We start from the raw sequence: 21,731 nt of genomic DNA, 5'->3' as shown, positions 1-21,731 counted from the left end.
ATGAATGTGAGTAAAGTTTTGAAATGGTTAGAAGATGAAGCGGATAGGTTGCTTGAAGAATGTGACAGTAACCATGATCCTTACAAATCTATAAACAATAGTTTCTTAGAAGGATTTAATTATGCGGTGGCTAATGTGGAAGCTCTAGAACAACCGCAACTCAATCCGAATCAGCAGATTGTGTTGGATTGGTTGAAATCAACTTGGATAGATCGAAAGAAAAATTGTTGGTTTCCTTTTGAAGTCATTAACTCACTATACTATCAATTTGATGTCGCTTGGGGAAAGGGTTCTTATGAAGAATTTAAACGAATTGAAAAAGATAAACCCTTTATCAAATCATACGGTGAGCTGACAGCCTTTGAGCAATTTGAAGTCCTAGAAGTATTTTCAAGATGGGCTTTGGAACAGGAGGCAGAGTGATGGCATGGATTGTGATTGATTCTAAAAATAATGATTTGTTTTTGACTTATTACAAATTCGAAGCGTGTGCGAAACCACAAGTTGAATTTGAGCATCGGATGTTTTGTAGATCAGCGGTAAAATTTGAAGATAAAAGTGTAGCACAAGCGGTTGCCAATTTATCAGGTGGGAATATTAAGAGAGTTGAATAATTCCGCAATCGTCAGCGATAGCAAACAGGAGGAGGCAAATCAATGCCAATAAAAGGTAAAAGTAAATTCGAATATAGTGAGTTTTACGGTGATTGGCGTGGTTGGGGTGGATTCAACAAACAAAAATACACCAAAGAAGAAGCGCTTAAAGCATGGCGGGAAGATTTGTTTGGATTTGATGAAGATATTCCTTTCGTAATCGAAGATGCTTTTGTCCGTTATAGATTTGGACGAAACGATGATAATGAGCCGATGTCTTGTTGGTGGATTGAATGGCAGGATTATGGTGATAAATCAGTACCAGTTTGGTCAATTAGGCGGCAGGAACCTTGGGAAGAGGAACAGGAGCAAGCTAATGAAAACTAGCCAAGCAATCATCATAACGATCCTAACTGTCCTGGCACTGAGTTGTTTAACCTATACAATTGTGGATCAACAGAAGCAGATTGAACAACTTCAACAGCAGCTGCAGTATGAGCAACTAAAATACAAAATGCTTTATCGTGATCCAGTGGTTAGGGATGCGATTGAGAGTGGAGGGTGACCATGAAAATACCTAAAAAATCAAATCATGTTCGACAAGTTGAAATGATGGAAGTTATTCATGTAGTTTCGTATGAAGGCGAGGGAACTAAAGAAAATCCAGCAAGATTAATAGACGAATACTGTTCCAAAGATGGCGCTTTACTAGCTGTCAAAGACCAGTGGTTAGAGCAAGAGATTGAGAAGGCACAAAAATGACAGAAGCGGTTTTGATATTTGTAGCTGTAATAGCTTCTGTATTCGCAAGCGTGATTTTTGGTAAGGAAGACAAAGAGGAGGGCAAGTGATTGGAGAAATGGCGTGTTGAACGAGTCAAGGCAGTGTTGAAAGATTACCGAGATACGGATAAGTACGTCAGGAAGCTTGAAGAAGAGATTCGGGTTCCGTATCGAGAAGAGGATGTTAACGGGGACATCAAGGGAACAAGAAGCGACAGCGATTTGATGTTCGGCACATTGTGGACCATCGAGACGGATAAGCAGATTCGGCGATTGAAACGCAATAAGCAGATTGTACAAGATCTTCTCGATGAGTGCGGCAGTGACACTGAGACGATCATTCGAGAGTTGTATATCAAACGATTTCCGCAATACACTATGCAAGGGTTGGTGGAACAGAGAATCATCCTTGCTAGTGTGAGCACGGCGAAGAGATTGCGTAATAAGTTTTTTGAAGAAGTCGATAAACAGCTTGATTTATGAACCTTTTTTGAACTTTTTGAGGTATGAAAATGTTATAAAATAGTATTATCAGATATCGCCCACAAGCACAACGGCATTCAACCTCCTTTTGATACGTAAAAATTATTCTGTGGGCGATAGTCACTGTGGCGGAAGTAGAAGACGCACGGCGAGATAGAACTGGCATAATCAGATTAGCTACCTGTGTTGAAACTCTCGCTCCTAATGTTTTAGGAACCAGTTCGTGAGTGGGGCAGTGCCACTCCAGTGACGTAGACATTAAGTTGGACTTGCTAGGAACACGGCAGGTTGCCTTACGCAGGCTTTGTGAGCGGTCTGTGATGAAGGAAGGGATTCACAGTTAAATGAGTAAGCCAAGGTCAGGGGCGATATTCTGATCCGTTGTTCGGTTTCTCGCTGCCTTAATGCGAATAGACAAAGAAGCAACCGAGGATTGTGGCATAGTGGGATATGGTGGCTCGAGATTGCGAGCGTGTAGGTTGCTTTTTTCAGATGTTAACTGCCTAGTTGCAGTTCTAATTGGTTAGATAGAACTCGGCATTGCTGTTCGGTGAAACTCCGTGATTGGTTCTCGCATAGGATCGGAAACGTCCCTGCCTATGCAACGTACATATCAAAGTCACTCACTCCGAGTGGCTTTTTATTTTGCAGAAAAGCGAGGTGGCAGACATAAACTGGACGGAACAAGAAATTGACAGGCTCAAAGATTTAATCAGTGAAGGTTATACCAATAAAGAAATAGCAATCATATTGTCAAACGAGTACGGAAGAGAGTTTACCAAGATTAGTGTAAAGAGCAAACGTCAACGATTGAACAAAGTAACGCCACCTCGTACCATAGATGGTCAATCAATCAACGAAAACAAACGATATAACATTGATGGCACTATTTCTCAAGCTGAATTCGATGTAAAAATGGCTTTCTACCAGAAGGACAGTAAAACGCCAGAAGATATTCTCAAGTACAAGGGCTATGATCCGCAAGAGTGGGAAATATCTCAAGTAACCACTAACGAATGGACCACAACAACTGCTGAAATTCAGAAGTGGAACCAACAGTTGAAGTTTGTGGTCAAGCCAAAACATAAGGCATTCGATGTATCAGCATTCACCGAATCAATCGAGCCAGTAAAGCTAACCGCGATAAAGACGGGTGACCGAAACTTATTCATTGGTTTGGCTGACTGGCATTTTGGCATCACTAAGCTAGAGGATTTACAAGATAAGCTAGCGAGAATGATTGAAGTTATTTCAAAAGGCTATAAGCAGATTGTTATTGGCCAGCTAGGAGATTTATTCCATAGCAGCCAAATCAAGAAGTCAGTCACGATGGCTGGCACACAATTAGATGATGTAGACATGGAGCAAGCGATTAAAGACGCTCGCTCCTTTTTTGACGTGTTGATTACTGAGTGTGTGAGACATTCGAAGCAAGTAACTGTGGAGCACGCCGAAGGGAATCATAGCGGATCGATCGAGTATATGTTTCTCCTATACCTAGAAGCCAAGTACCCAGATATCCAAGTGCATGCGCACAACAAATATCGACAAGCGTTCATGTTGGATAACGTGGCGATCATGATTACTCATGGGCAGTATGGCAAGCGGAAGGATTTGCCGATGTTGTTCGCTACTGAATTCTCTGATATGTGGAGTAAGGCAACTACACGGGAGATTATAACCGGTCATTTCCACACGCAACAGACGAACGATTATCAAGGTGTGATCCATCGTCAATTAGGGACTATTAAGCCGAATGACAGCTACGAGATAGAGAATGGTTGGACGATGGGCAAGAAGGTGCTGCAGTTGTTTGAGTATGATAGCGAAAGGTTGAGGGTGACGTATGACATCTAAAGGACAAAAAGTTTATGCAGTCATTAAAAAGGGATTCAAGGTTAGCATGGTATGCAACAATCCGTTTCCTCAACCGGAAATTGAACCGTTTGGAGATATGGTGGACATCTATTCGATAATGGCAAATAAAGAAGATGCTGTACGAACGGCTGATGAATTATCGGAACAAAATTATTTTTATCAATATGAAGTTCGTGAATATGAGTTGGGGTGACTGATATGCATTACTATTACATCCAACTATCAGTAGGAATACTAAGGCATAAGAACATCCGGCAAGCGGAGTTGAAATCAAAGCACACGTTGCTTGAATGCTACCAGCAATTTAGTGACGAGTATATCGATCGGCATAGGTTGATATACATTGGGCATGGCTGGAAGAGTGATCCGCATATTGTTGAGAGGTTAAGGAGGTATGGAATATGAAGTTAAAAGATTATATCGAACATGGTTACACTGTTTTAACTACAGGAAGAACAGTGAGAGACATTAAGTCTAAATACCCTAATGCTCAAGTTGTGGATGTGAAACATCCGGTAGATGGTATCTCGTTTACCAAATTGCTAGTAGACTGGTATATCAAAGAAGAATCATATGTTAAGCATTTAGAGCCAGGTGCTAAGTTAGTTACGACTGTAATTTTTAATAAATCTTTCTGTGGCGATTTAGGTGATTGTAAGGCACAAGAGTTGGATTGTCACAAAGATGAATGCAAGACAGACGATACAAATCTATTGGAGATTAAGCTCAAGAATCTTGATTCAGTTCCTGAAGTATACTACAAAGGCGTACGAGTGTTTGACGAAACATTAATCGAGGTAACCTATCGATGGGCAACAGAAGACGAGAAGTCAGATGGCAAGCAGTATATTTGTATTGAGGGGTTGGACGGAGTTGCTAACCGTCATCTGTCCAAAAACGTAATTACACATAGACGTGAGGCGGAAGAGCCAAAAGGTCGATCGATTGATGACATTATGAAACAGTCAGGTAATCAATGGGGAAGGATCTTAGGATACTAGAATGGTACCTAGACATATATCACAACCATTCTATAAGTCTAAGGCATGGCGTAACTGTAGAGCAGGATATATCAAATCAGTTGGTGGATTGTGTGAGAGATGTATAAAGAAGAACAAGATTGTCAAAGGATATATAGTCCATCATAAGCAACACCTAACAGAGGAGACTATACATGATCCAGATGTATCACTGGCATGGAGCAACTTAGAATACTTATGCCTTGAGTGTCATAACAAAGAACATTTCGAAAAAGAAAAAATAATTAATGATGATGTAATGTTCGATGGCAACGGCAACCTTATCCCCCGTTCGAAACGAAAAAAATAAATCGGTTAGGAATCGGGGATGGAACTCCGAAAAACACACAGGGTAATTTCATATAACCCCCACCCCAAAAGAAAGGAGGATTTAGATGGACGATAAGAAGAGGAAGCGCCTAGTAACGAACGAGATAAAGCGACTAACGGATATCTTTAAGGAAGTTGATAGCAAGAAGCAACGAACAATCAAAGGTTTGATTGAAGAATCAGCGTTTATGAAGGCAACATTGCTCGAATTAAAAGAAATTATTCAAAATGAAGGCGTAATTAACGAAATGCCGCAAGGTGAGTATTCAATCATGCGTGAACACCCTGCTTTGAAGTCATACAACACAACTATCCAACGATATACGACAGTTACTGAGAAACTTCTTGGCTTGTTGCCTAAAGATGCTCCTAGAAATGACGATGGTTTATCTGAATTCAGCGCCTTTCTAAGTGAGAGGGCGGATTGATGTGGATTATCAAGAAACGAACATTTTCAAATACTGGAAAAGCTTCAGGCAAAACGGCGGAAGCACAGTAGTCTCTTTAAAGATATTCAAACTATATAAAAAGCTAGTCGCTGATCTGAAAAAAACAGACAGCGACTATTATTTTGATCCAAAACGTGCGAAACATCCGATTGACTTCATAGAAAAGTTTTGTCACCCGTCAAAAGGGAAACAAGCGAACAAGCCATTGAAGCTAATGCTTTGGCAAAAGGCAATGATTGAAGCGATATTTGGCTTTGTGGATATCGAAGGCAATAGAAAGTATCAGCGAGTATTTCTACTCATAGGCCGTAAGAATGGTAAGTCAGCAATCGCTTCAGCAATCGGACTTTACATGATGATTGCTGATCAAGAAAACGGTTCTCAAATATTAGCAACGGCTGCTAAGAAAGATCAAGCGAAAATCATTTGGCAAGAAGCGAAATTGATGGTTAAAAAATCACCAACGCTCAGAAAAATGATTAAAGCTAGAGTGGCCGACATGGTAGCCGAATTTAATGATGCTGAATTCAAACCCTTGGCTAGCGATTCAGATAGTTTGGACGGTTTAAACGCTCATTGCTCATTGATGGATGAAATTCATTCGTGGAAAGGACGTGGCGGACGTCCACTGTATGACGTAATCGTTGATAGTATGTCCGCTCGCGAGCAACCCCTTATTTTAATCACTACAACTTCTGGTACAACTCGTGAAGACATCTTCGATGAACTTCGGGAGGAGATGGGAGATATCATTGATGGCTGGGATAATGCTGAAGGCTATCATGATGATCGCACAATTCCATTCATGTACGAATTAGACGATCCAGAGGAGTGGCGAGACGAAGAAATGTGGGTCAAAGCTAATCCAGGAATCGGCGTTATCAAGAAATTGCAATCATTAAAGGAAAAAGTTGACCTTGCGAAACAAAATCCTCGTATGGTGCGCAATATGCTATGTAAAGAGTTCAATATTAATGAATCCGATACAGATGCATGGTTAAGCTTCAACGATTTCAACAATGAATCAACCTTCAATGTGCTTGAACTTAAGCCAAGATATTTTATTGGCGGTATTGACTTGTCAGCAACCACTGACTTGACTTGTGCGAATGCAATATTTGGCATCAAGGACGAGCCTAATAAGCTTTATGTCATGCAACAGTACTTTATGCCAAGAGACTTGTTTGAAGAGCGTATGAAGGACGATAAGGTGCCATATGACAAATGGAAAGACCAAGGCATTATCACCCTTTCTGGTGACAGCAAAGTGGATTACAAGGATATAACAAAATGGTTCGTAAAATTGCAGATGGAATACGATATTTATCCGTTCAAAATTGGTTATGATGCTTGGAGTTCGGCTTATCTGATCGATGAATTGAAGAATGCATTTGGACCTTCTGTTCCTGAAGCTGTTTACCAAGGGTTCAAATCTCTCTCTGCTCCTATGAAAGCATTGGGTGCTGATTTAATGAGTGACAATATCAATTACAACAATAATGGGTTACTAAAATGGTGTATCTCTAACACGCGTGTAAAAACGGACGAGAATGCCAATATAAAACCTGTTAAGGGCAACAACCCGAGAAAACGTATTGATGGTTTGGCAAGTCTTTTGGACGCTTATGCAATCTATGAGCGCTACATGGAAGAATACCTTGGATTGATTTAGAAAGGAATGGATGTAATGGAAAATAAAAGTTTGATTATTTGGTTTAATAATGGCGGAACGGGCAAATACGAAATGGTTTCAGAATTTAAAGAAGAACTAGGGCTAGGTTACATTATGTTTGAATATTTCGGCATTAGCACACAGGTTCGACGGAAAGCCACTTTCATGCTTAACAATATTGCGGGATATGCATTTGAAAAGTAATTAAATACTTTTGAATTTAGAAAGGGGTGATTTTTGTGGCAGAAGAAAAGAATCACGGAAATGTGACAATCCACTTAAAGATTAAGAAAACAATTTATTTGAAAATCTTACAAATTAAAATTGTTAGTTTCTTTAGCAAGAAAAAAGCAGAAGAAATGTACAACAATTTAAATGGTAACGACTTTGTTAAATTGAAGTCGACCAAATAGGCTACCGCCTTTATAGAAAGGGGTGAGAAATTGAAATTATTTAATCGGAAAGTAAACGAAACTCCGAAAACTGTAACGAAGTTTCAAATGATTGACGAACCTAGTTCTGGATTTGTTGGATTTAGCGGGAATGTTTATGAAGCCGACATTGTGCGAAGCGCTGTACGACCTCTTGCAAATGCAGTTGGGAAGACAGTGCCTAAACATAGGTTTGGCGACAAGATTAATCCTAACATTGCTGTCTCAATGGTGCTTCAGGAACCCAACGTCTTAATGAGCATGCAAATGCTGCTTGAAAAGACGATTTGGCAGTATCGGGTAAACGGGAATGCCTTTATTTATGTGGAAAAAGATGACAACGGAAAGCCTATTGCGCTTTATCCAATCGTTTCTCACTCTCTGGAGTTATTGATTAGCCCTAGTGGCGAGTATTTCATTAAGTTCGTTCTACGTGATGGCAAATCCTATACCTTTAGATATCGGGACCTCATTCACATTAGAAATGACTTTACTTCAAACGAAATATTAGGTGATAGCCTAGCACCGTCTCTTTTACCATTGCTTGAAGTGGTCCAAACAACCGACCAAGGGATCATAGCAGCGATTCGAAACTCAAACGTTGTTAAATGGCTGCTAAAATTCAATCAAACATTGAGACCTGAAGATATCAAAGAAAATACGAAGCAGTTTGTTGAAGATTTCCTTAAAACATCTGAGGAGGGAATGGGAGCCGCTGGTGTCGATTCTAAGGCTGATGCAGTTCAGGTGCAACCTTATTCCTATGTTCCTGAAAAAGAACAGTCAGCCGCAACGAGACAGCGTATTTTAGACCTTTTCAACTCCAATGATTCAATTATTCAATCAAATTTCACTGAAAACCAGTGGATTGCCTATTATGAAACTCAAATCGAGCCAGTGTTGATCCAATTATCAGATGGATTTACAAAGGCTTTTTTTAGTAGGCGAGAAAGAGCATTGGGTAATTCAATTATGTTTGAATCCAACAACCTTCAATTTGCAAGTATGCAAACGAAGTTACAAATGGTTGGCTGGCTCGATCGTGGTGTGATGACTGTGAATGAATACAGAACGATTGCATTAGGGTTGGAACCTGTCGAAGGCGGAGATATGCGTTTACTTCGAAAAGACACTGACAGAATTGGGCAAAACAATATAAGAGAGGGGGATGCAGATGAAGAAGATTCAGCTTAAAGGCGATGTCGTTTCCGATAATGTAGGCAAACTGTTTGATTGGTTTGACCTAGATTCAATTTATCCAGGGAACGTCAAACGAGCATTAGAAGACGCTGGAAGTGAAGATGTAGAAATTACATTGACCACAAACGGCGGTTCTGTATTTGCTGGACAAGAGATTTACGACATTATTAAAAACCACGAAGGCAAAACGACTGTTAAGTTAAGCGGTTTGGTAGCCAGTATCGGTACATTGATTACATGCGCATTTGATGAAGTGCTTGTAAGTCCAGTAGCTACGTTTATGATCCACAATCCAACACTAGCTGATGTTAGTGGTGAGAAAAAGGATATGGAAAAAGCGGCTCAACTATTAACGACCGTTGAAAATTCTTTGCTAGATGCCTATGTAGCAAAAACAGGACTAGACAAAGAAGGATTGGCAGATTTAATGGCCAAAGAAACATTCATGACCGCACAAGAAGTAATTGATTATGGATTTGCTGATGGAATGGTTAAAGATTCGGAAAGCGAGTTACTTTTAGTAGCTGGTTTTGAGAGTTTAGCCAATTCGTCATTTATCAAAAAACTACAAAATATGAAGGACAAAGAAGAACGTGATTTGGCAGAAGCTAAGTTACGTTTTTTGCGTTTCAAGGAGGATAAAAAATGAATTTCGAAGAAATCCAAAAATTATTAGAAGAAGGCAAGACGGCAGAAGCGAATGCAGCATTGGATCAACTTATGAAAGACAATCCAGAAGCTAAAGCAGTCTTTGAAGAACCAAAAACAGCGAAAGTCGAAGACAAAGCGCTGGAAAATAAAAAACCAGAAGAGGTGGCAAATTTGACAAAAGTTGAAGAAGTAAAAGATGTAGCAGCACCAAAATATGAAGATGTATTTGCAAAAATTATGTTAGATCGTGATTTAAGCGCAGGTGACAAACAAGTCTTTGAGAAAGTAAATAACGCTGCATACACTCACGAAGTAAAAACACAAGGTATTTTAATCCCTGAAACAACTGTAGCTGGCATTATGGAAATGGTGAGTGAACAATATCCATTCTATGGATCTATTCGCAAGTTGAACGTGACGGGTATCTTGAAATTTAAGAAACATACTGGAATTACACAAGGTGATGCTTCATTCGTTGCTGAAGGAACGCCAGCGGAAGATGAAAAGAATACATTTGGAGAAGTTCAATTGAATGGATTCGAACTTGCTAAATTAGTTCGTGTATCATTCAAACTTGATGCTATGAGCATTCAAGAATTCCTTCCGTTTATCCAAAAAGAAATTGCAGATCGTATCGGTGTAGCTTTGGGTACTAAAGTATTTACTGGTACAGGTACTGGCGAACCTAAAGGGTTGTTAACAGAATTGAAAGCAGAAGCCTCCACTCCTCAAGTTGTGGAATATGATGCTGCAACTGTTCCGACATATGCAAACCTTACCCAATTAATGACAAAAGTTCACCCAACATACGTTTCTGGTGCTAAAATTTACGCAAACAACAATACAATCTGGTTGAAACTGGCGAATATTGTTGATGGCGAAAATCGACCAGTATTTATCCCTGATGCAACGTCTGGCGGTGTTGGTCGATTGTTTGGTTATACTGTTGTAATGGACGGCGGATTGGCTGATGGAGAAATCTTGTTTGCGAATGGTGAAGCTGGAATGGTCCAAAACACAAACGAGCCATTGTCTATCCAATCTCAAAAAGATTTGACTAGTCGCGAAACAATTTACCTTGGCTACATGATCACTGACTGGGCTGTGCTTGATACAAAAGCCTTTGGTTTGTTAGAACCTAAAGCGGGGGAGTAATTTCCCCTACTTCGTTAGGGGTAGCCGACTTAGAAAAGCCGACTAGTGACAATACTGTTGTAGAAATCAAAGCCTATTTAGATACGGTTGGTATTTCTTACAAATCCAATGCTACTAAATCAGAATTATTGGAATTGGTAGGTGAGTAGATTGGAAAGTAATTTGTTAGATAACCTAAAAAAACATATCCGATTAGAGGAGGGCATGGATGATTCTATGCTCTCTTTTTATGCTGAAGCAGCAAAGCGATACGTAAAAAAGAAAATTGGCTATGAGCAAGAGTATTTAGAAATTATGGTGACAACCGTCATGTTCGAACACCGACTTTCGTCTGATGATCTCAAAGAAGCGTTGATGGCTTTAGAACCTATTTTCGCTTTGGAGGTGTTGACTGATGAGCCTACTTAATGATTTACAGTGGATCGCTGAGTTACAAAAGATTGAAGAAATCGTAGATGACAACGACAGACCTGTTGAAGTTAGGACGAAAGTTCGTGACTTGTACTATATAGAAATCGGTATAACGGCAGAAGAAAAATACCTATCACAGCAAGCCAAGACGGACGTTGTAAGGCGCATTAAATGTCGTTTGGATAAATCTATCACAGAGAAGACAAACGGCGTTAAAATCGACGGTATTGCGTATAACATAGCACGCATTTACACGCTGCCAAAAAGTAGGGAAATGGAGTTGAGCTTAACGTATGTCAATTAGCTTAGATGAATTGAAAACTTTACTCAAAACCACTCCGTACAAACTATATAGAGACAAAGCACCGAAAAACACTCCATATCCATATATGATTTATACCTATGAAGGCACTATCAATAAATGGTCTGGAAGTAATGTTTTCAGAAAAGTAGATACTTACCAGTTATCATTGTTTACCGCTGGAACTGAAAGTGACCTAACGCCTATTGAACTTGTACTAAATCAGAACAAAATACCGTATGGAGATTTCTATTCAACTATCGGCGATGAAAACAATGACACAATTACAAATTTCTATACTGAAATCACGGTGATTAACGATGGCTAGGAAAAATGGGTTTGAAGCGCAAGCAGATTACTTCGGAAACCTTATGAAAGCAGATCCGACTAAGATTACCATGAAATCACTTGAAGAAGCAGCTGAATTTTATGTTTCTAAACTCTTACCGCAGGTTCCAGAATCTTTGAGAACCAAAGAGCACATGAAAGACCACTTAGAAGTTGTGATAGTCGATCGTGAGGTAAGAGTAGTCTTTAAAGACACAGCTTTTTATTGGAGATTTCCAGAAAACGGCACGTCTGATCAAAAGGCACAAAGATTTGCGAGTAAAACTTATAAGAATAATAGCGAAAAAATCGCTGAAATTATGACAAGAAAAATTATGAACCAATGGAAAGGATGATTTCTTTGGATGCAAAAGATATCAAGTTTTTTGAAGGGTTAGATGATATTCTAATCGGAATGATGTTGACACCTGAATCACCAAATGCAGCACCAACGTATGATGAAATTGTACGTTTACCAATCGCAACCGAGTTAGGCATTAGCGGTAATGGAACGACATTAGAAAAATATGCGTCTAGCAAGTTATTCCGTTCGATCAGTCGAGAAACCAAGCATGAAGTCGCATTGACCCATGTCGGTATCCCCGTCGCATTGATGGATAAACTGAAAGGGTTAGTTGCAGCAAAAGGCGTTACTTTCAACAAAACAGAAGTTACTGAAATGCCTTATTTTGCTTTTGGATTTATCGGCAATATCGAAGGTGGCGGCAAGAAAGCAGTTTGGTATCCAAAAGTACAACTATCGAATGTCATTGATGAAACTTACGTAACCGCAGAATCGGAGATTGATATTGCTGATGTAACTGCCAATTTAAACGCGTACGGTTTGAATTTCAACAACGTGTTGTATTCTACATTTGATTCATATCGTGAGAGTGCAGCAGGAATCACTTTGGATCAATTTATTGCACAACCTGTATACAGCGAAGAACAATGGGCAACCTTATCCGCAACGCCATCAGGTGGTGGCGAGTAATGGCAAAATTATCCGATTACGGCATTACACTAGGTGAGCTAGAAACAGTCACCATTCAAGGTCATAAATTTCCAGTAGATGCCACCATGGAAACGTGGGAGTTTATCGCTGAAATCTACGATCAAGATTACTCTGTTTTTGAAGCAGATATGAATGATATGTTGAAACGAGCAAATGGCCAAATGGATTTAAGAACCGTTACGCCATCTGATTTTAAAATTATGCGGGCATTGATCTACGGTATGCTACGAACTGGCGGACTTGATGAAGATCCTAAGACGATCGAACGTTTCTTAGGAATGGGCGAGGAAGTATTGCAAGTCTACTCAGTCTGTATGCGAATCTATGCGCCAAAACAATTCCAAGAGGTAGACTTAAAAAAATCCAAAAAGCCACAAGACTATCAAGCCTCAAAAACCCAAAAAAGAAAAAATCAAAAGCGAAATCACAAGAAGAACCGTTAGGCACACCTTGGGATTTTTATCTTTATGTAGCCCTCACTCTTCTAAATTGGAGTGAGGATTTCTTTTTAAGAGCAACGCCAAACTTGTGGCTTAAATCCTATATCCAGTGGCTACTAGCAAACAGTTCAGATTTTGAAATACCTGAAACGACTACGCTAGACAATAGCCCGTTCTGGTAGAAAGGAGAGAAGCATGGCGAAAAACACAAAAGAGTCTGATGTAGTCCTCAATTTTAGGATGAATGGTGAAGTCGCTTATTCTAAAACGATCAAAGAGATCAATAATGACATGAAATTGGCGACTCTTGAATACAAAAATCAGATATCAGGTATGGACAAAAATGCAAGTGCGACGGAAAAGCTAGCAGCGGCTAAACAAAAACTTGAAAAGCAATTAGATATAGCAGCCGCCAAAACTGAAGCTTTGCGTGAAGAGTATGCTAAATCAGCTAAAGAAACTGGTGAAAACTCCGAAAAAACACGTAAGCTTTACGAGATGCTGTTAAAGTCTGAAACTAGCGAAAATAATCTTCGAAAAGCTCTTGAAAGCACCAATGATGCATTGGATGCACAAGGAGATAAGGCGTTAACGACTGCCGAGAAACTAGAAAAAATTGAAAAAGCAGCTGAAAAAGTGAAATCTGCGGGCGAAAAGCTTTCAGTTGGTGTCACAGCACCAGTTGTGGCGATGGCTACTGCAGGTGCTAAAGCTTATAGCGACCTTTCTACTGCACAAACTCAGTTGCAAGCTTCCTTTGGTATGACTGAAAGTGAAGCCCAAAACGCTGCAACTGCGATGGAGAATATTTTTGCAGACGGCTTGGTCGAAAACATAGATGAAGCTAAAGAAGCTGTCATAAAAATGATTAACCAGTTTCCTGATTTAAAAAATCAGGGATCCGATGCTATTCAATCGATGACTGAAAAAGCCTTAACGCTCGAAAAACTATTCGATGCGGATATGGATGAAACATTACGTGGCGCAAACGCTCTTGTTACTGCTTATGGGTATGACGGAAGTGAAGCAATGGATTTGATTACAACCGCTACACAAAACGGATTAGACAAAACGCATGAGTTGGGCGATAACCTAGCAGAATACGCAACGCTTTTCCACCAAAGTGGTTATTCCGCTGAAGAAATGTTTTCAATTTTAGAAGCTGGTCTAGACGGCGGTGCGTATAACCTTGACAAGGTGAACGACTTAGTCAAAGAGTTTGGTATTCGTATGAGTGATGGAACTGTAAAAGATGCTGTTGGCGACTTAGGTGGCGATTTTTCTAATCTATATAAACAAATTGAAGATGGTAATCTTTCCTCTAAGGATGCTTTCCAATTACTTTCGACTGAAATATCTAAAATGAGTTCTGAGCAAGACAAAGCGGCTGCTATTTCTGCGATTTTTGGTACACAAGGTGAAGATGCGGGTATTCAGGTAATTGAAGCGATGTCTGGTGCAACTGATGCAATCGAAAAAAACAAACAAGCATATGATGATGCAGCGGGATCAAGTGACAACCTAACTAACAAAGTTAAAGAAACAGTCACATATCAAAGCGCTATGAACAATATGATGCTTGCCGCAGCCGAAGTTGGTGAGCAATTAGCACCTACTATCAACAGTGTTGCTGAAGCAGTTAAAAATGCGGCTCAGTGGTTTAGAGGATTAGATGAAAATACACAAAAAACTATTATGACCATAGCGGGGATAGCAGCAGCCATAGGACCTGTTCTTGTAATATTTGGAACACTCATGGGATCAATCACCAAAATATCCGGCGGCATTTCTACTATGATTGACCTTTGGGGCAAGCTTTCGCTATTTCTAATGCAAAACCCATTCGTATTGGTTATTGCAGGTATTGCCCTGCTTATTGCGGGCTTAGTTCTCGCATATAACAAGGTTGAATGGTTTAGAAATGGTGTGAATGCATTCTTTCAAGGTATATCGGATGTCGCCGTTGAGGTGTTCAACTTTATTGGTGGGTACATTAGTGGCGTATTTGAAGGGATTTGGACAAATGTTTCTAACGTATTCGAAGCTGGGAAACGTATATTCACTGGTTTTATTGATTTTATCACTGGAGTTTTCACAGGGGATTGGGAACGTGCTTGGAATGGTATTGTAAACATTTTTGGTGGTATCTTTGATGGAATTGTTGCGATTGCCAAAATACCGATTAACAACATGATTGGACTGATCAACGGATTTATTCGAGGTCTGAATAATATCAAAGTTCCTAAATGGGTGCCTGGTGTTGGGGGTAAAAGTTTCAGCATTGGAGAATTACCTTATCTAGCGAAAGGCGGTCATGTATTGAATGGCCAAGCGATCGTTGGTGAAGCCGGACCAGAGTTGCTTACGAATAAAAACGGTAAGACCACTGTTACTCCGTTATCAGACGAAGAAAAACGCAAAGGCATAGGCGGCAAAGTACAGCCTTCCAAAGTGGAACAACATATCCACATTGGGAATGTCGATGCGAATAACCCAAGCGAATTAAACAAAATGAACCGTAAATTTTACCGTGCAAGCAAACAAGCACTTGCCGGTGTGGGAGGTTAGTAGGAATGTTCATGGATGCTGATACACCGAATTTTATATTCAAAGGAATCAACGCAGTTATGGATATGGATTGTATTATCGAAACTGAACTTCCTGAGATCTCTCCAAACAAACGCTACGAAGAAATCACTGTGTTAGGACGAAGTGGATCATTGCACGAAACATTTGATGATTACGAACCATATAACCTAGAAGTCGAATCAGTCACAATTCCGTACGATCGCTTGCGTGAAGTAAAACAATGGTTACGAGGTCGTGGGCAATTGATTACTCATAATGATTACAATACTTATCGAGACGTTATTTGTATGATGGATTCCCCCACTGAGTTTGAAAACGAGTGGGGGTTTTTCTATACCTTTGATTTAACTTTTCGATGTCAACCTTTTAAACGGAAAGTAAATGAGCAATCATTGCCATTCGCTACCTCGTTGGTCTTTCATGATCCAGGCGATGAAACAGCAAAACCTTACCTTGAATTGAAACCAACGGGCGGCAACGTCAAACTTACAATCAACAGTACTTCGTTGACGATTACAAACAGCAGTACCGAAATAATCAAAGTCGATTGTGAACACGGAAAAATTATTCAGGGTTCCAAAACACTTTTCAGCAAAGGAGAATGGCCGTTGGTACGTCCGGGAGAAAACAACCTGACTACCACAGGTGTTTCTAGCGGCACAATTTTAAGAAGGAGCGTGTATTTGTGAGTTTAGTTTATGTTTATGAAGAAATGCCAGCGGACTTAGAAACGAACGGTCACGCTTTGATTGATTGGGCTGATTTACCTGAAATCAATCGTATTCTAAATGGTGACTATACTTTCTATGGCAACTATTCATTAGATGGCCAAAACGTGGAGTATCTCAAAGAAGATAACTTCATTCGTGCAGAAGATGAAGACGGTAAGATGAAATACTTTGAGATTAAAAAAGTTACGAAAAATCTCAACTCTTTCTCTATTACTGGACGAGCGATTGGCTATATGTTGAGTCGAAATTTCATTGAGAGTAGTTTCACTCAAAATGGTACTGGATCAATTATCATGAGTAGATTAAAGGCTGCCCTAGCATTTGAGCAGCCTTTTTCATTTGAGTCAGATATTCAAACAGTCCACCAATTCACTGTCAAACAGACTAATCCAGTCGATGCTGTGATTGGATCAAATAATGGCAACGAAAATCTAGCAAGTATCACTGCTGGCGAATTGGATATGGACAACTATCGTTTCAGGTTGCTATCTCGAATCGGGAAAGACAATGGCTATCGGGTTGATTTAGGAGTGAACCTAGAATCGATTGAGGAAGAGATAGACGGCAACTATTATAATAGCTTGTATTTAATCGGCGGAGTGCCAGAAGGCGATTACGATGAAGATAAAGAGCCAATCACGTACAAATATCTCGAATTGACAGGAGTAACCGATAAAAACCGTCGCATTGGTAAATACGAAAATTCAGAACTCACCACGGTTGAAGAATTGAAAAAATGGGGTCAATCAAAATTTGATGTCGATCGAGTACATGAACCTTCAATCACTCATACGGTTTCTATGGTCCAACTTGAAAATACAATGGAGTATGAAGATTTATACGATGATATTGCAAGGTTGCATTTCGGTGATACTTGCTATTGTACGGTTGCAAAATTAGGAATTGAAGTAGCCGAACGAATGATCGAATACACTTGGTACCCCACGCTTGGCAAATACAAAAGCGTGACTTTAGGCAATGATATCGAATTCTACACCAATGCAACGGCAACCGAGACGGCAAAGCTTCGTCAAAAGGTTGAAAGTCGCACTGAATTGATGGTTGAAGCCGTTCGAAATGCTTCGAGCTGGATCACTGGGACAAAAGGCGGCATCATTCGTATGCGACCTGAAAAGGCACCTAGCGAAATCCTAATCATGGACAAGCCATCTGTTGCTGATGCTCAAAAGGTTTGGCGATGGAACTTAGGTGGGCTAGGATACTCTAACAACGGCGTGAACGGTCCGTACGGTTTAGCAATGACTCAAGACGGAGCGATCGTGGCTGACTTTATCACTGCAGGTATTCTATCAGGTATTCTCGTTCAAGGGGTAGCTTTAAAGACATTGGATGACAAATCATTCCAAGTAGTCGTTGAAGGCGGTAAAGTTTCGTTTGAAAAGAAAGTTGTTTCCACAGGGTTGGATGATGTTCATGGAGAATCATTAGGAGCTATCACATCTACCTATGGAGCAGATAAAAATATCAACGGATTTGCTATTTGGAAAGAACCAAATTACATTTTTTCGATTAATACTGGTGATGGCGATGGAAAATCAGTTGCTGTCTTTCAAATTCCAAAAGAAAGTACACCTGACGCACCGTTATATAGACTTAGCGGTGAAGGGACTTTTCGTAATGGTAAAGTGACGTTCCAAGATGCAGTCGCAATGGATGGTCGTTTAGATGTCAAAGAACTGTATGTAAATGGCGTTAAAATTGATCAAAACGGTGGTGGTTCAGGCGGAAATGGTGGCGGATGGAATGGCCAATACCCTCCAGAAGTAACGAGCGACCGTGACAAACGTTACTGGCAGATCTGGGCAATGTTTATTGGTGCTGGTGGTACACAACAAGCCGCAGCCGCTTTACTAGGTAACGCTCAAGGTGAATCAGATGCGAATCCAACCGCAGATGAAGGAAATGGCGCTCCTGGTTTCGGTTATGGTGTATGGCAATGGACAGATGGAACTGGCGCAACAAGTGGTCGTGTTTATATGATTAACCTTATGACTAGAGCTGGAATCTCTGGTGATCCAGATACAATCACAACTCAGTTTAAATTATTGATGTGGCATGCGCCAAACGGCCAGTGGATTGCAACGAGTGCTTATCCATATACTTGGTCACAGTTCATGAATATGACTGATATCGCTGTTGCTACAAGAACGTTTGAGGAAAACTTCGAACGACCGTTGAACGATCATCCAGAACGAATTACGTGGGCTAATGAATGGTACTTAAAATTCAAAGACTTGGATATTCCTCAATCAAATGGCTATATTGTGCCAATTGATGCGCCGGTGACTGTCACGAGTGAATTTGGATGGAGAACTCACCCAATCAGTGGTGAAGCAGATTACCACAATGGCATAGATCTAGTAAACAATAATTCGAATGCACCGATTTATGCGTCTGCAGACGGTGAAGTGATTGTTGCAGGAGATGCAAACTACTTTGATTGGTATGGAAATTGGGTTGTTATCAAGCACAGTGATGGCATGTACACTGGATACGCTCACCTTAGCAGCGTAAACGTTTCTAAAGGAAGTACAGTTACACAAGGGCAACAAATCGGCGTAATTGGAACGACAGGTCCAAGTACTGGAATACATTTACATTTCCAATTTTTTGATGAAATGTATCCTAGTTCAAATGACCACTTTTTCAATCCGCGCGATTATATTGATTTTTAGGAGTGATGACATTTGGAACTAGATCAATTTAGAGATGTCGATTTAGTGATTGATAGAGCGAATGATAGCTTTGTGCAGAAACAATTTGTTTCCCAAGGTGATTATAAAGGCCGCACGCTTACCGTTCAGGTTACGAATAATGGTTCGGTTGGCGAAGTGCCTGGTTTAACCTTAAATTTACGTTGGCACAATGAAGCCAGCGGGCTAGCTGACTTATCAGCGTTTTCTGTAGTTGATAAATCAAAAAGTATTTTTAGAATTGAATATCCGCAAAACATGTTGACTCCGGGCAAAGTGTTCGCTAGTATTCAAATTTTGCAAAACGGGAAAACGACCCAGTTAAAAGAGTTTGAATTGACGGTGCAGCGACTGGCTGGTGAAGCTGTTGGGATTGCACAAAAAGCGGAATTTAGCGCTTTAGTAGCTGTTTTAGCTGATGCGAATCAGTTTAGGACGGATATCGATACATTGGAAACAAAAAAAGCAGATAAGACGGATGTTAATCAACTTGCAACAGATAAAGCGGATAAAACATCGTTGGCACAAACAACGCAACGCGTTGACGGATTGGCAAATGGAAAGGTCGATAAAGGCGGCGCTAGTCAAGTCACGATGGGGATGCTCACCCAAGAAGTGAAAACAGCCATGACTGGTGGGAGTGTGGCGGTTGTTGGGAAAGATGCTGTAAGTACAACAAATATCGTTGATCGCTCAATTACAGATACAAAAATAAAAGCAAATCTGACTGGTGGATTATTTATTCATTCTGATACAAATGAAAGGATTAATTTTGATTTTGTTAATGAGAGGATAGAAATTCCAAATGGTTATTCCTACCGATTAGGATACAAATATTATAGCCCAATAGGTCAAAAAATAATTGATATGACAGCGAATGGCTCACAGGCGCTAGTGCTAGATCTAAGTACATTAGTCTATAGATGCGTAGCGGTTTGGGCAACGACTGAGTTAGGTTCCGAAGATGTAGTTGTGGCTATTTTCAACAAGGTCAGAAGAATCGTTAGTATCAATACGGAGTACAAAATTAATGGAGATTATGTTTATAATCCAAATGATTTAAGCGGAAGTAGTTTTTATTGGTCCAACTCCAAAAATCAACCTATCAATTTTGACTTTGGCAATGAAAAAATAATTATACCTGGAAGAAGCCAGTTTATTGCAAAAGAGAAAGCCTACTATTATACAGATTGGAATCCTAACGGAGAAGATGTTGCTATAGATATTTCGAATCTAAATAACGCAAAATTAATATTCGATTTGCGCTCAAAATCTTTCTCAGCAGTAACTTTTAATGCTGTAATGACTGGGTCTCAGCTAGTTTTATGTTCGTTTAATAAAAGTGAAAAAAGAATTTCTCAAGATGATTTATATGTTATTAACGGCTCAAAAGATACAGTTCCTAAATATGTGATCGAAGAAATTACACGAGTGACGAATAATATACTTGATAATAAAAATCCTGAAATGATGGTAATATCTTGGATTACTGACACGCATGATTGTGACAATCTTGTTGAGCAGTTCGTTGATTTCACCAAACAAGGATTAGCAGATTTGTGTGTACACACTGGAGATATAACATACGAACTAGAGGAACAAAAGATGTTATCCAGATTTGATGAAATCAAACGGCAATACAGTGCTATTTCTCCGCCTTTATTACTAAATAGAGGAAATCATGATTCAGATGGTACAGCAACTACTGATGGAACTGTTGATAATGTTCATTTTACAGAGCGGCTTATTATGAACGATTTTGTGAGAAAAAATTGTATTATGGACGACCAGCATGAAGGGCATTACTACTACGACGATAAAAATCGAAAAATCAGAGTAATCTCTTTAAATATGGCTAGTGCTTCCACAGATACAGTTAAGCGTAATGGCATCACAGCGCATGGACTTAAATGGCTATCGACCGTTGCTCTAAATTTTGAAGAAACTGATTGGGAAGTAATTGTTTTTGGGCACTCTCCTATCTGGACCGGTGTTTTTGAAGGTGCATTGGGTGACCGCGTCGAGGATGTTGCTAGAATACTTGAGGCATTTAATACAGGAGGCACATACATTGATAGTTATGGATTGCAAGAAAATGTAACTTATTCAGATGCTAACAGATTGATCGGTTATTTTTGTGGTCATATCCATATGGATACACTAGTAAAAAGAGAAGAACTTAGTTTCACAATGATTACATCGATGGCAATGCAACCATCGAATGGAGCTGGAGGTATTGAAGGGGTGAATGTCTTTTCTAGGACAGCTGGAACGGTTACAGAAAATGCTTTTGATAATATTCTAATCGATCAAAGAAATAGAAAGGTTTACTTGAAAAGGTTCGGTGCTGGAGTAGATCGCGAATTTTATTATTAATTTAGTTGAAGCAATCGGCTTAGTCGGTTGCTTTTATTTTGGAAAGTAGGTGACGTATGTGGGATAAAACCAGAAGTTTGTGGCTTAGGTTTGCAAGGGTTGTGATTTTGAAGTGGTATAGTATCGGACTAGCTGTGGTAAGTTTCTTCTACGGTTTGATCCTTTTCAAAAACCCTGAAATATT

General features: G+C 39.8%; 27 protein-coding genes. All 27 read left to right on the top strand.

Annotated features, from left to right (window positions below; genetic code table 11):
* The first annotated feature begins 6 nt into the window (after positions 1-6).
* The 27 genes from IGJ25_RS10445 to IGJ25_RS10315 all read left to right on the top strand — a co-directional run bounded on the left by IGJ25_RS10445 (position 7) and on the right by IGJ25_RS10315 (position 21,547).
* Entirely contained in the window at positions 7-423 is a 417-nt protein-coding gene (locus IGJ25_RS10445; RefSeq protein WP_438779299.1) for a hypothetical protein, read from the top strand.
* Positions 423-614 carry a hypothetical protein gene (locus IGJ25_RS10440; RefSeq protein WP_438779298.1) on the top strand — a complete coding sequence of 64 codons (192 nt, stop codon included), beginning with the start codon at positions 423-425 and terminating at the stop codon, positions 612-614. Before IGJ25_RS10445 ends, IGJ25_RS10440 begins: the two co-directional genes overlap by 1 nt.
* Before the next feature lie 42 nt (positions 615-656).
* Positions 657-980, top strand: a complete 324-nt coding sequence (locus IGJ25_RS10435) for a hypothetical protein (protein ID WP_438779297.1) — start codon at positions 657-659, stop codon at positions 978-980.
* Positions 970-1,158, top strand: coding sequence for a hypothetical protein (locus tag IGJ25_RS10430; RefSeq protein ID WP_438779296.1), 189 nt, complete (start codon positions 970-972; stop codon positions 1,156-1,158). The genes IGJ25_RS10435 and IGJ25_RS10430 overlap by 11 nt, the downstream gene beginning before the upstream one ends.
* 2 nt (positions 1,159-1,160) lie before the next feature.
* A complete protein-coding gene (locus IGJ25_RS10425) occupies positions 1,161-1,355 on the top strand; it encodes a hypothetical protein (protein ID WP_438779295.1) in 195 nt (64 codons plus the stop codon).
* Positions 1,356-1,444: 89 nt separating this feature from the next.
* On the top strand, positions 1,445-1,858 hold the full coding sequence (locus IGJ25_RS10420) for an integrase (RefSeq protein WP_438779294.1): 414 nt from the start codon (positions 1,445-1,447) through the stop codon (positions 1,856-1,858).
* Positions 1,859-2,518: 660 nt separating this feature from the next.
* Entirely contained in the window at positions 2,519-3,715 is a 1,197-nt protein-coding gene (locus tag IGJ25_RS10415) for a helix-turn-helix domain-containing protein (RefSeq protein WP_438779293.1), read from the top strand.
* Positions 3,705-3,929, top strand: coding sequence for a hypothetical protein (locus tag IGJ25_RS10410; RefSeq protein ID WP_413132704.1), 225 nt, complete (start codon positions 3,705-3,707; stop codon positions 3,927-3,929). The genes IGJ25_RS10415 and IGJ25_RS10410 overlap by 11 nt, the downstream gene beginning before the upstream one ends.
* A gap of 208 nt (positions 3,930-4,137) precedes the next feature.
* Entirely contained in the window at positions 4,138-4,737 is a 600-nt protein-coding gene (locus tag IGJ25_RS10405; protein WP_438779292.1) for a hypothetical protein, read from the top strand.
* Position 4,738: 1 nt separating this feature from the next.
* Positions 4,739-5,065 (top strand): HNH endonuclease, encoded by a 327-nt coding sequence (locus tag IGJ25_RS10400; protein ID WP_438779291.1) that lies wholly within the window; start codon positions 4,739-4,741, stop codon positions 5,063-5,065.
* An 85-nt stretch (positions 5,066-5,150) separates the two neighbouring features.
* Positions 5,151-5,513, top strand: coding sequence for a hypothetical protein (locus IGJ25_RS10395; RefSeq protein WP_257601796.1), 363 nt, complete (start codon positions 5,151-5,153; stop codon positions 5,511-5,513).
* 1 nt (position 5,514) lies between these two features.
* On the top strand, positions 5,515-7,206 hold the full coding sequence (locus IGJ25_RS10390) for a terminase large subunit (RefSeq protein WP_438779290.1): 1,692 nt from the start codon (positions 5,515-5,517) through the stop codon (positions 7,204-7,206).
* 15 nt (positions 7,207-7,221) lie between these two features.
* On the top strand, positions 7,222-7,410 hold the full coding sequence (locus IGJ25_RS10385; protein WP_272017498.1) for a hypothetical protein: 189 nt from the start codon (positions 7,222-7,224) through the stop codon (positions 7,408-7,410).
* A gap of 35 nt (positions 7,411-7,445) precedes the next feature.
* A complete protein-coding gene (locus IGJ25_RS10380; RefSeq protein ID WP_272017499.1) occupies positions 7,446-7,619 on the top strand; it encodes a hypothetical protein in 174 nt (57 codons plus the stop codon).
* 30 nt (positions 7,620-7,649) lie between these two features.
* Positions 7,650-8,831: a phage portal protein gene (locus tag IGJ25_RS10375; protein WP_438779289.1), complete on the top strand. Its 1,182-nt coding sequence runs from the start codon at positions 7,650-7,652 to the stop codon at positions 8,829-8,831.
* Positions 8,812-9,486, top strand: a complete 675-nt coding sequence (locus IGJ25_RS10370; RefSeq protein WP_438779288.1) for a head maturation protease, ClpP-related — start codon at positions 8,812-8,814, stop codon at positions 9,484-9,486. Before IGJ25_RS10375 ends, IGJ25_RS10370 begins: the two co-directional genes overlap by 20 nt.
* The gene (locus IGJ25_RS10365) at positions 9,483-10,643 is read left to right on the top strand and encodes a phage major capsid protein (protein ID WP_438779287.1); all 1,161 of its coding nucleotides are present in this window, start codon (positions 9,483-9,485) and stop codon (positions 10,641-10,643) included. Before IGJ25_RS10370 ends, IGJ25_RS10365 begins: the two co-directional genes overlap by 4 nt.
* 141 nt (positions 10,644-10,784) lie before the next feature.
* Entirely contained in the window at positions 10,785-11,051 is a 267-nt protein-coding gene (locus IGJ25_RS10360) for a head-tail connector protein (protein WP_438779286.1), read from the top strand.
* Positions 11,038-11,358 carry a phage head closure protein gene (locus tag IGJ25_RS10355; protein WP_438779285.1) on the top strand — a complete coding sequence of 107 codons (321 nt, stop codon included), beginning with the start codon at positions 11,038-11,040 and terminating at the stop codon, positions 11,356-11,358. Before IGJ25_RS10360 ends, IGJ25_RS10355 begins: the two co-directional genes overlap by 14 nt.
* Positions 11,348-11,683: a hypothetical protein gene (locus IGJ25_RS10350; RefSeq protein WP_428244995.1), complete on the top strand. Its 336-nt coding sequence runs from the start codon at positions 11,348-11,350 to the stop codon at positions 11,681-11,683. The genes IGJ25_RS10355 and IGJ25_RS10350 overlap by 11 nt, the downstream gene beginning before the upstream one ends.
* Entirely contained in the window at positions 11,676-12,038 is a 363-nt protein-coding gene (locus IGJ25_RS10345; protein ID WP_438779284.1) for an HK97-gp10 family putative phage morphogenesis protein, read from the top strand. Before IGJ25_RS10350 ends, IGJ25_RS10345 begins: the two co-directional genes overlap by 8 nt.
* Positions 12,035-12,676, top strand: a complete 642-nt coding sequence (locus tag IGJ25_RS10340; protein ID WP_438779283.1) for a major tail protein — start codon at positions 12,035-12,037, stop codon at positions 12,674-12,676. Before IGJ25_RS10345 ends, IGJ25_RS10340 begins: the two co-directional genes overlap by 4 nt.
* On the top strand, positions 12,676-13,140 hold the full coding sequence (locus tag IGJ25_RS10335) for a hypothetical protein (protein ID WP_218212543.1): 465 nt from the start codon (positions 12,676-12,678) through the stop codon (positions 13,138-13,140). Before IGJ25_RS10340 ends, IGJ25_RS10335 begins: the two co-directional genes overlap by 1 nt.
* A 192-nt stretch (positions 13,141-13,332) precedes the next feature.
* On the top strand, positions 13,333-15,705 hold the full coding sequence (locus tag IGJ25_RS10330; RefSeq protein WP_438779282.1) for a phage tail tape measure protein: 2,373 nt from the start codon (positions 13,333-13,335) through the stop codon (positions 15,703-15,705).
* Between the two features lie 11 nt (positions 15,706-15,716).
* Entirely contained in the window at positions 15,717-16,415 is a 699-nt protein-coding gene (locus IGJ25_RS10325; protein ID WP_438779446.1) for a phage tail protein, read from the top strand.
* Positions 16,412-19,153, top strand: a complete 2,742-nt coding sequence (locus IGJ25_RS10320; RefSeq protein ID WP_438779281.1) for a phage tail tip lysozyme — start codon at positions 16,412-16,414, stop codon at positions 19,151-19,153. Before IGJ25_RS10325 ends, IGJ25_RS10320 begins: the two co-directional genes overlap by 4 nt.
* Positions 19,154-19,165: 12 nt before the next feature.
* Positions 19,166-21,547, top strand: a complete 2,382-nt coding sequence (locus IGJ25_RS10315; protein WP_438779280.1) for a metallophosphoesterase family protein — start codon at positions 19,166-19,168, stop codon at positions 21,545-21,547.
* Positions 21,548-21,731 lie beyond the last annotated feature (184 nt).

It is taken from the genome of Enterococcus sp. DIV0240d (assembly GCF_051711245.1).
Lineage (GTDB): Bacteria > Bacillota > Bacilli > Lactobacillales > Enterococcaceae > Enterococcus_D > Enterococcus_D casseliflavus.
This window is presented reverse-complemented; position numbering and strand designations above follow the sequence as displayed.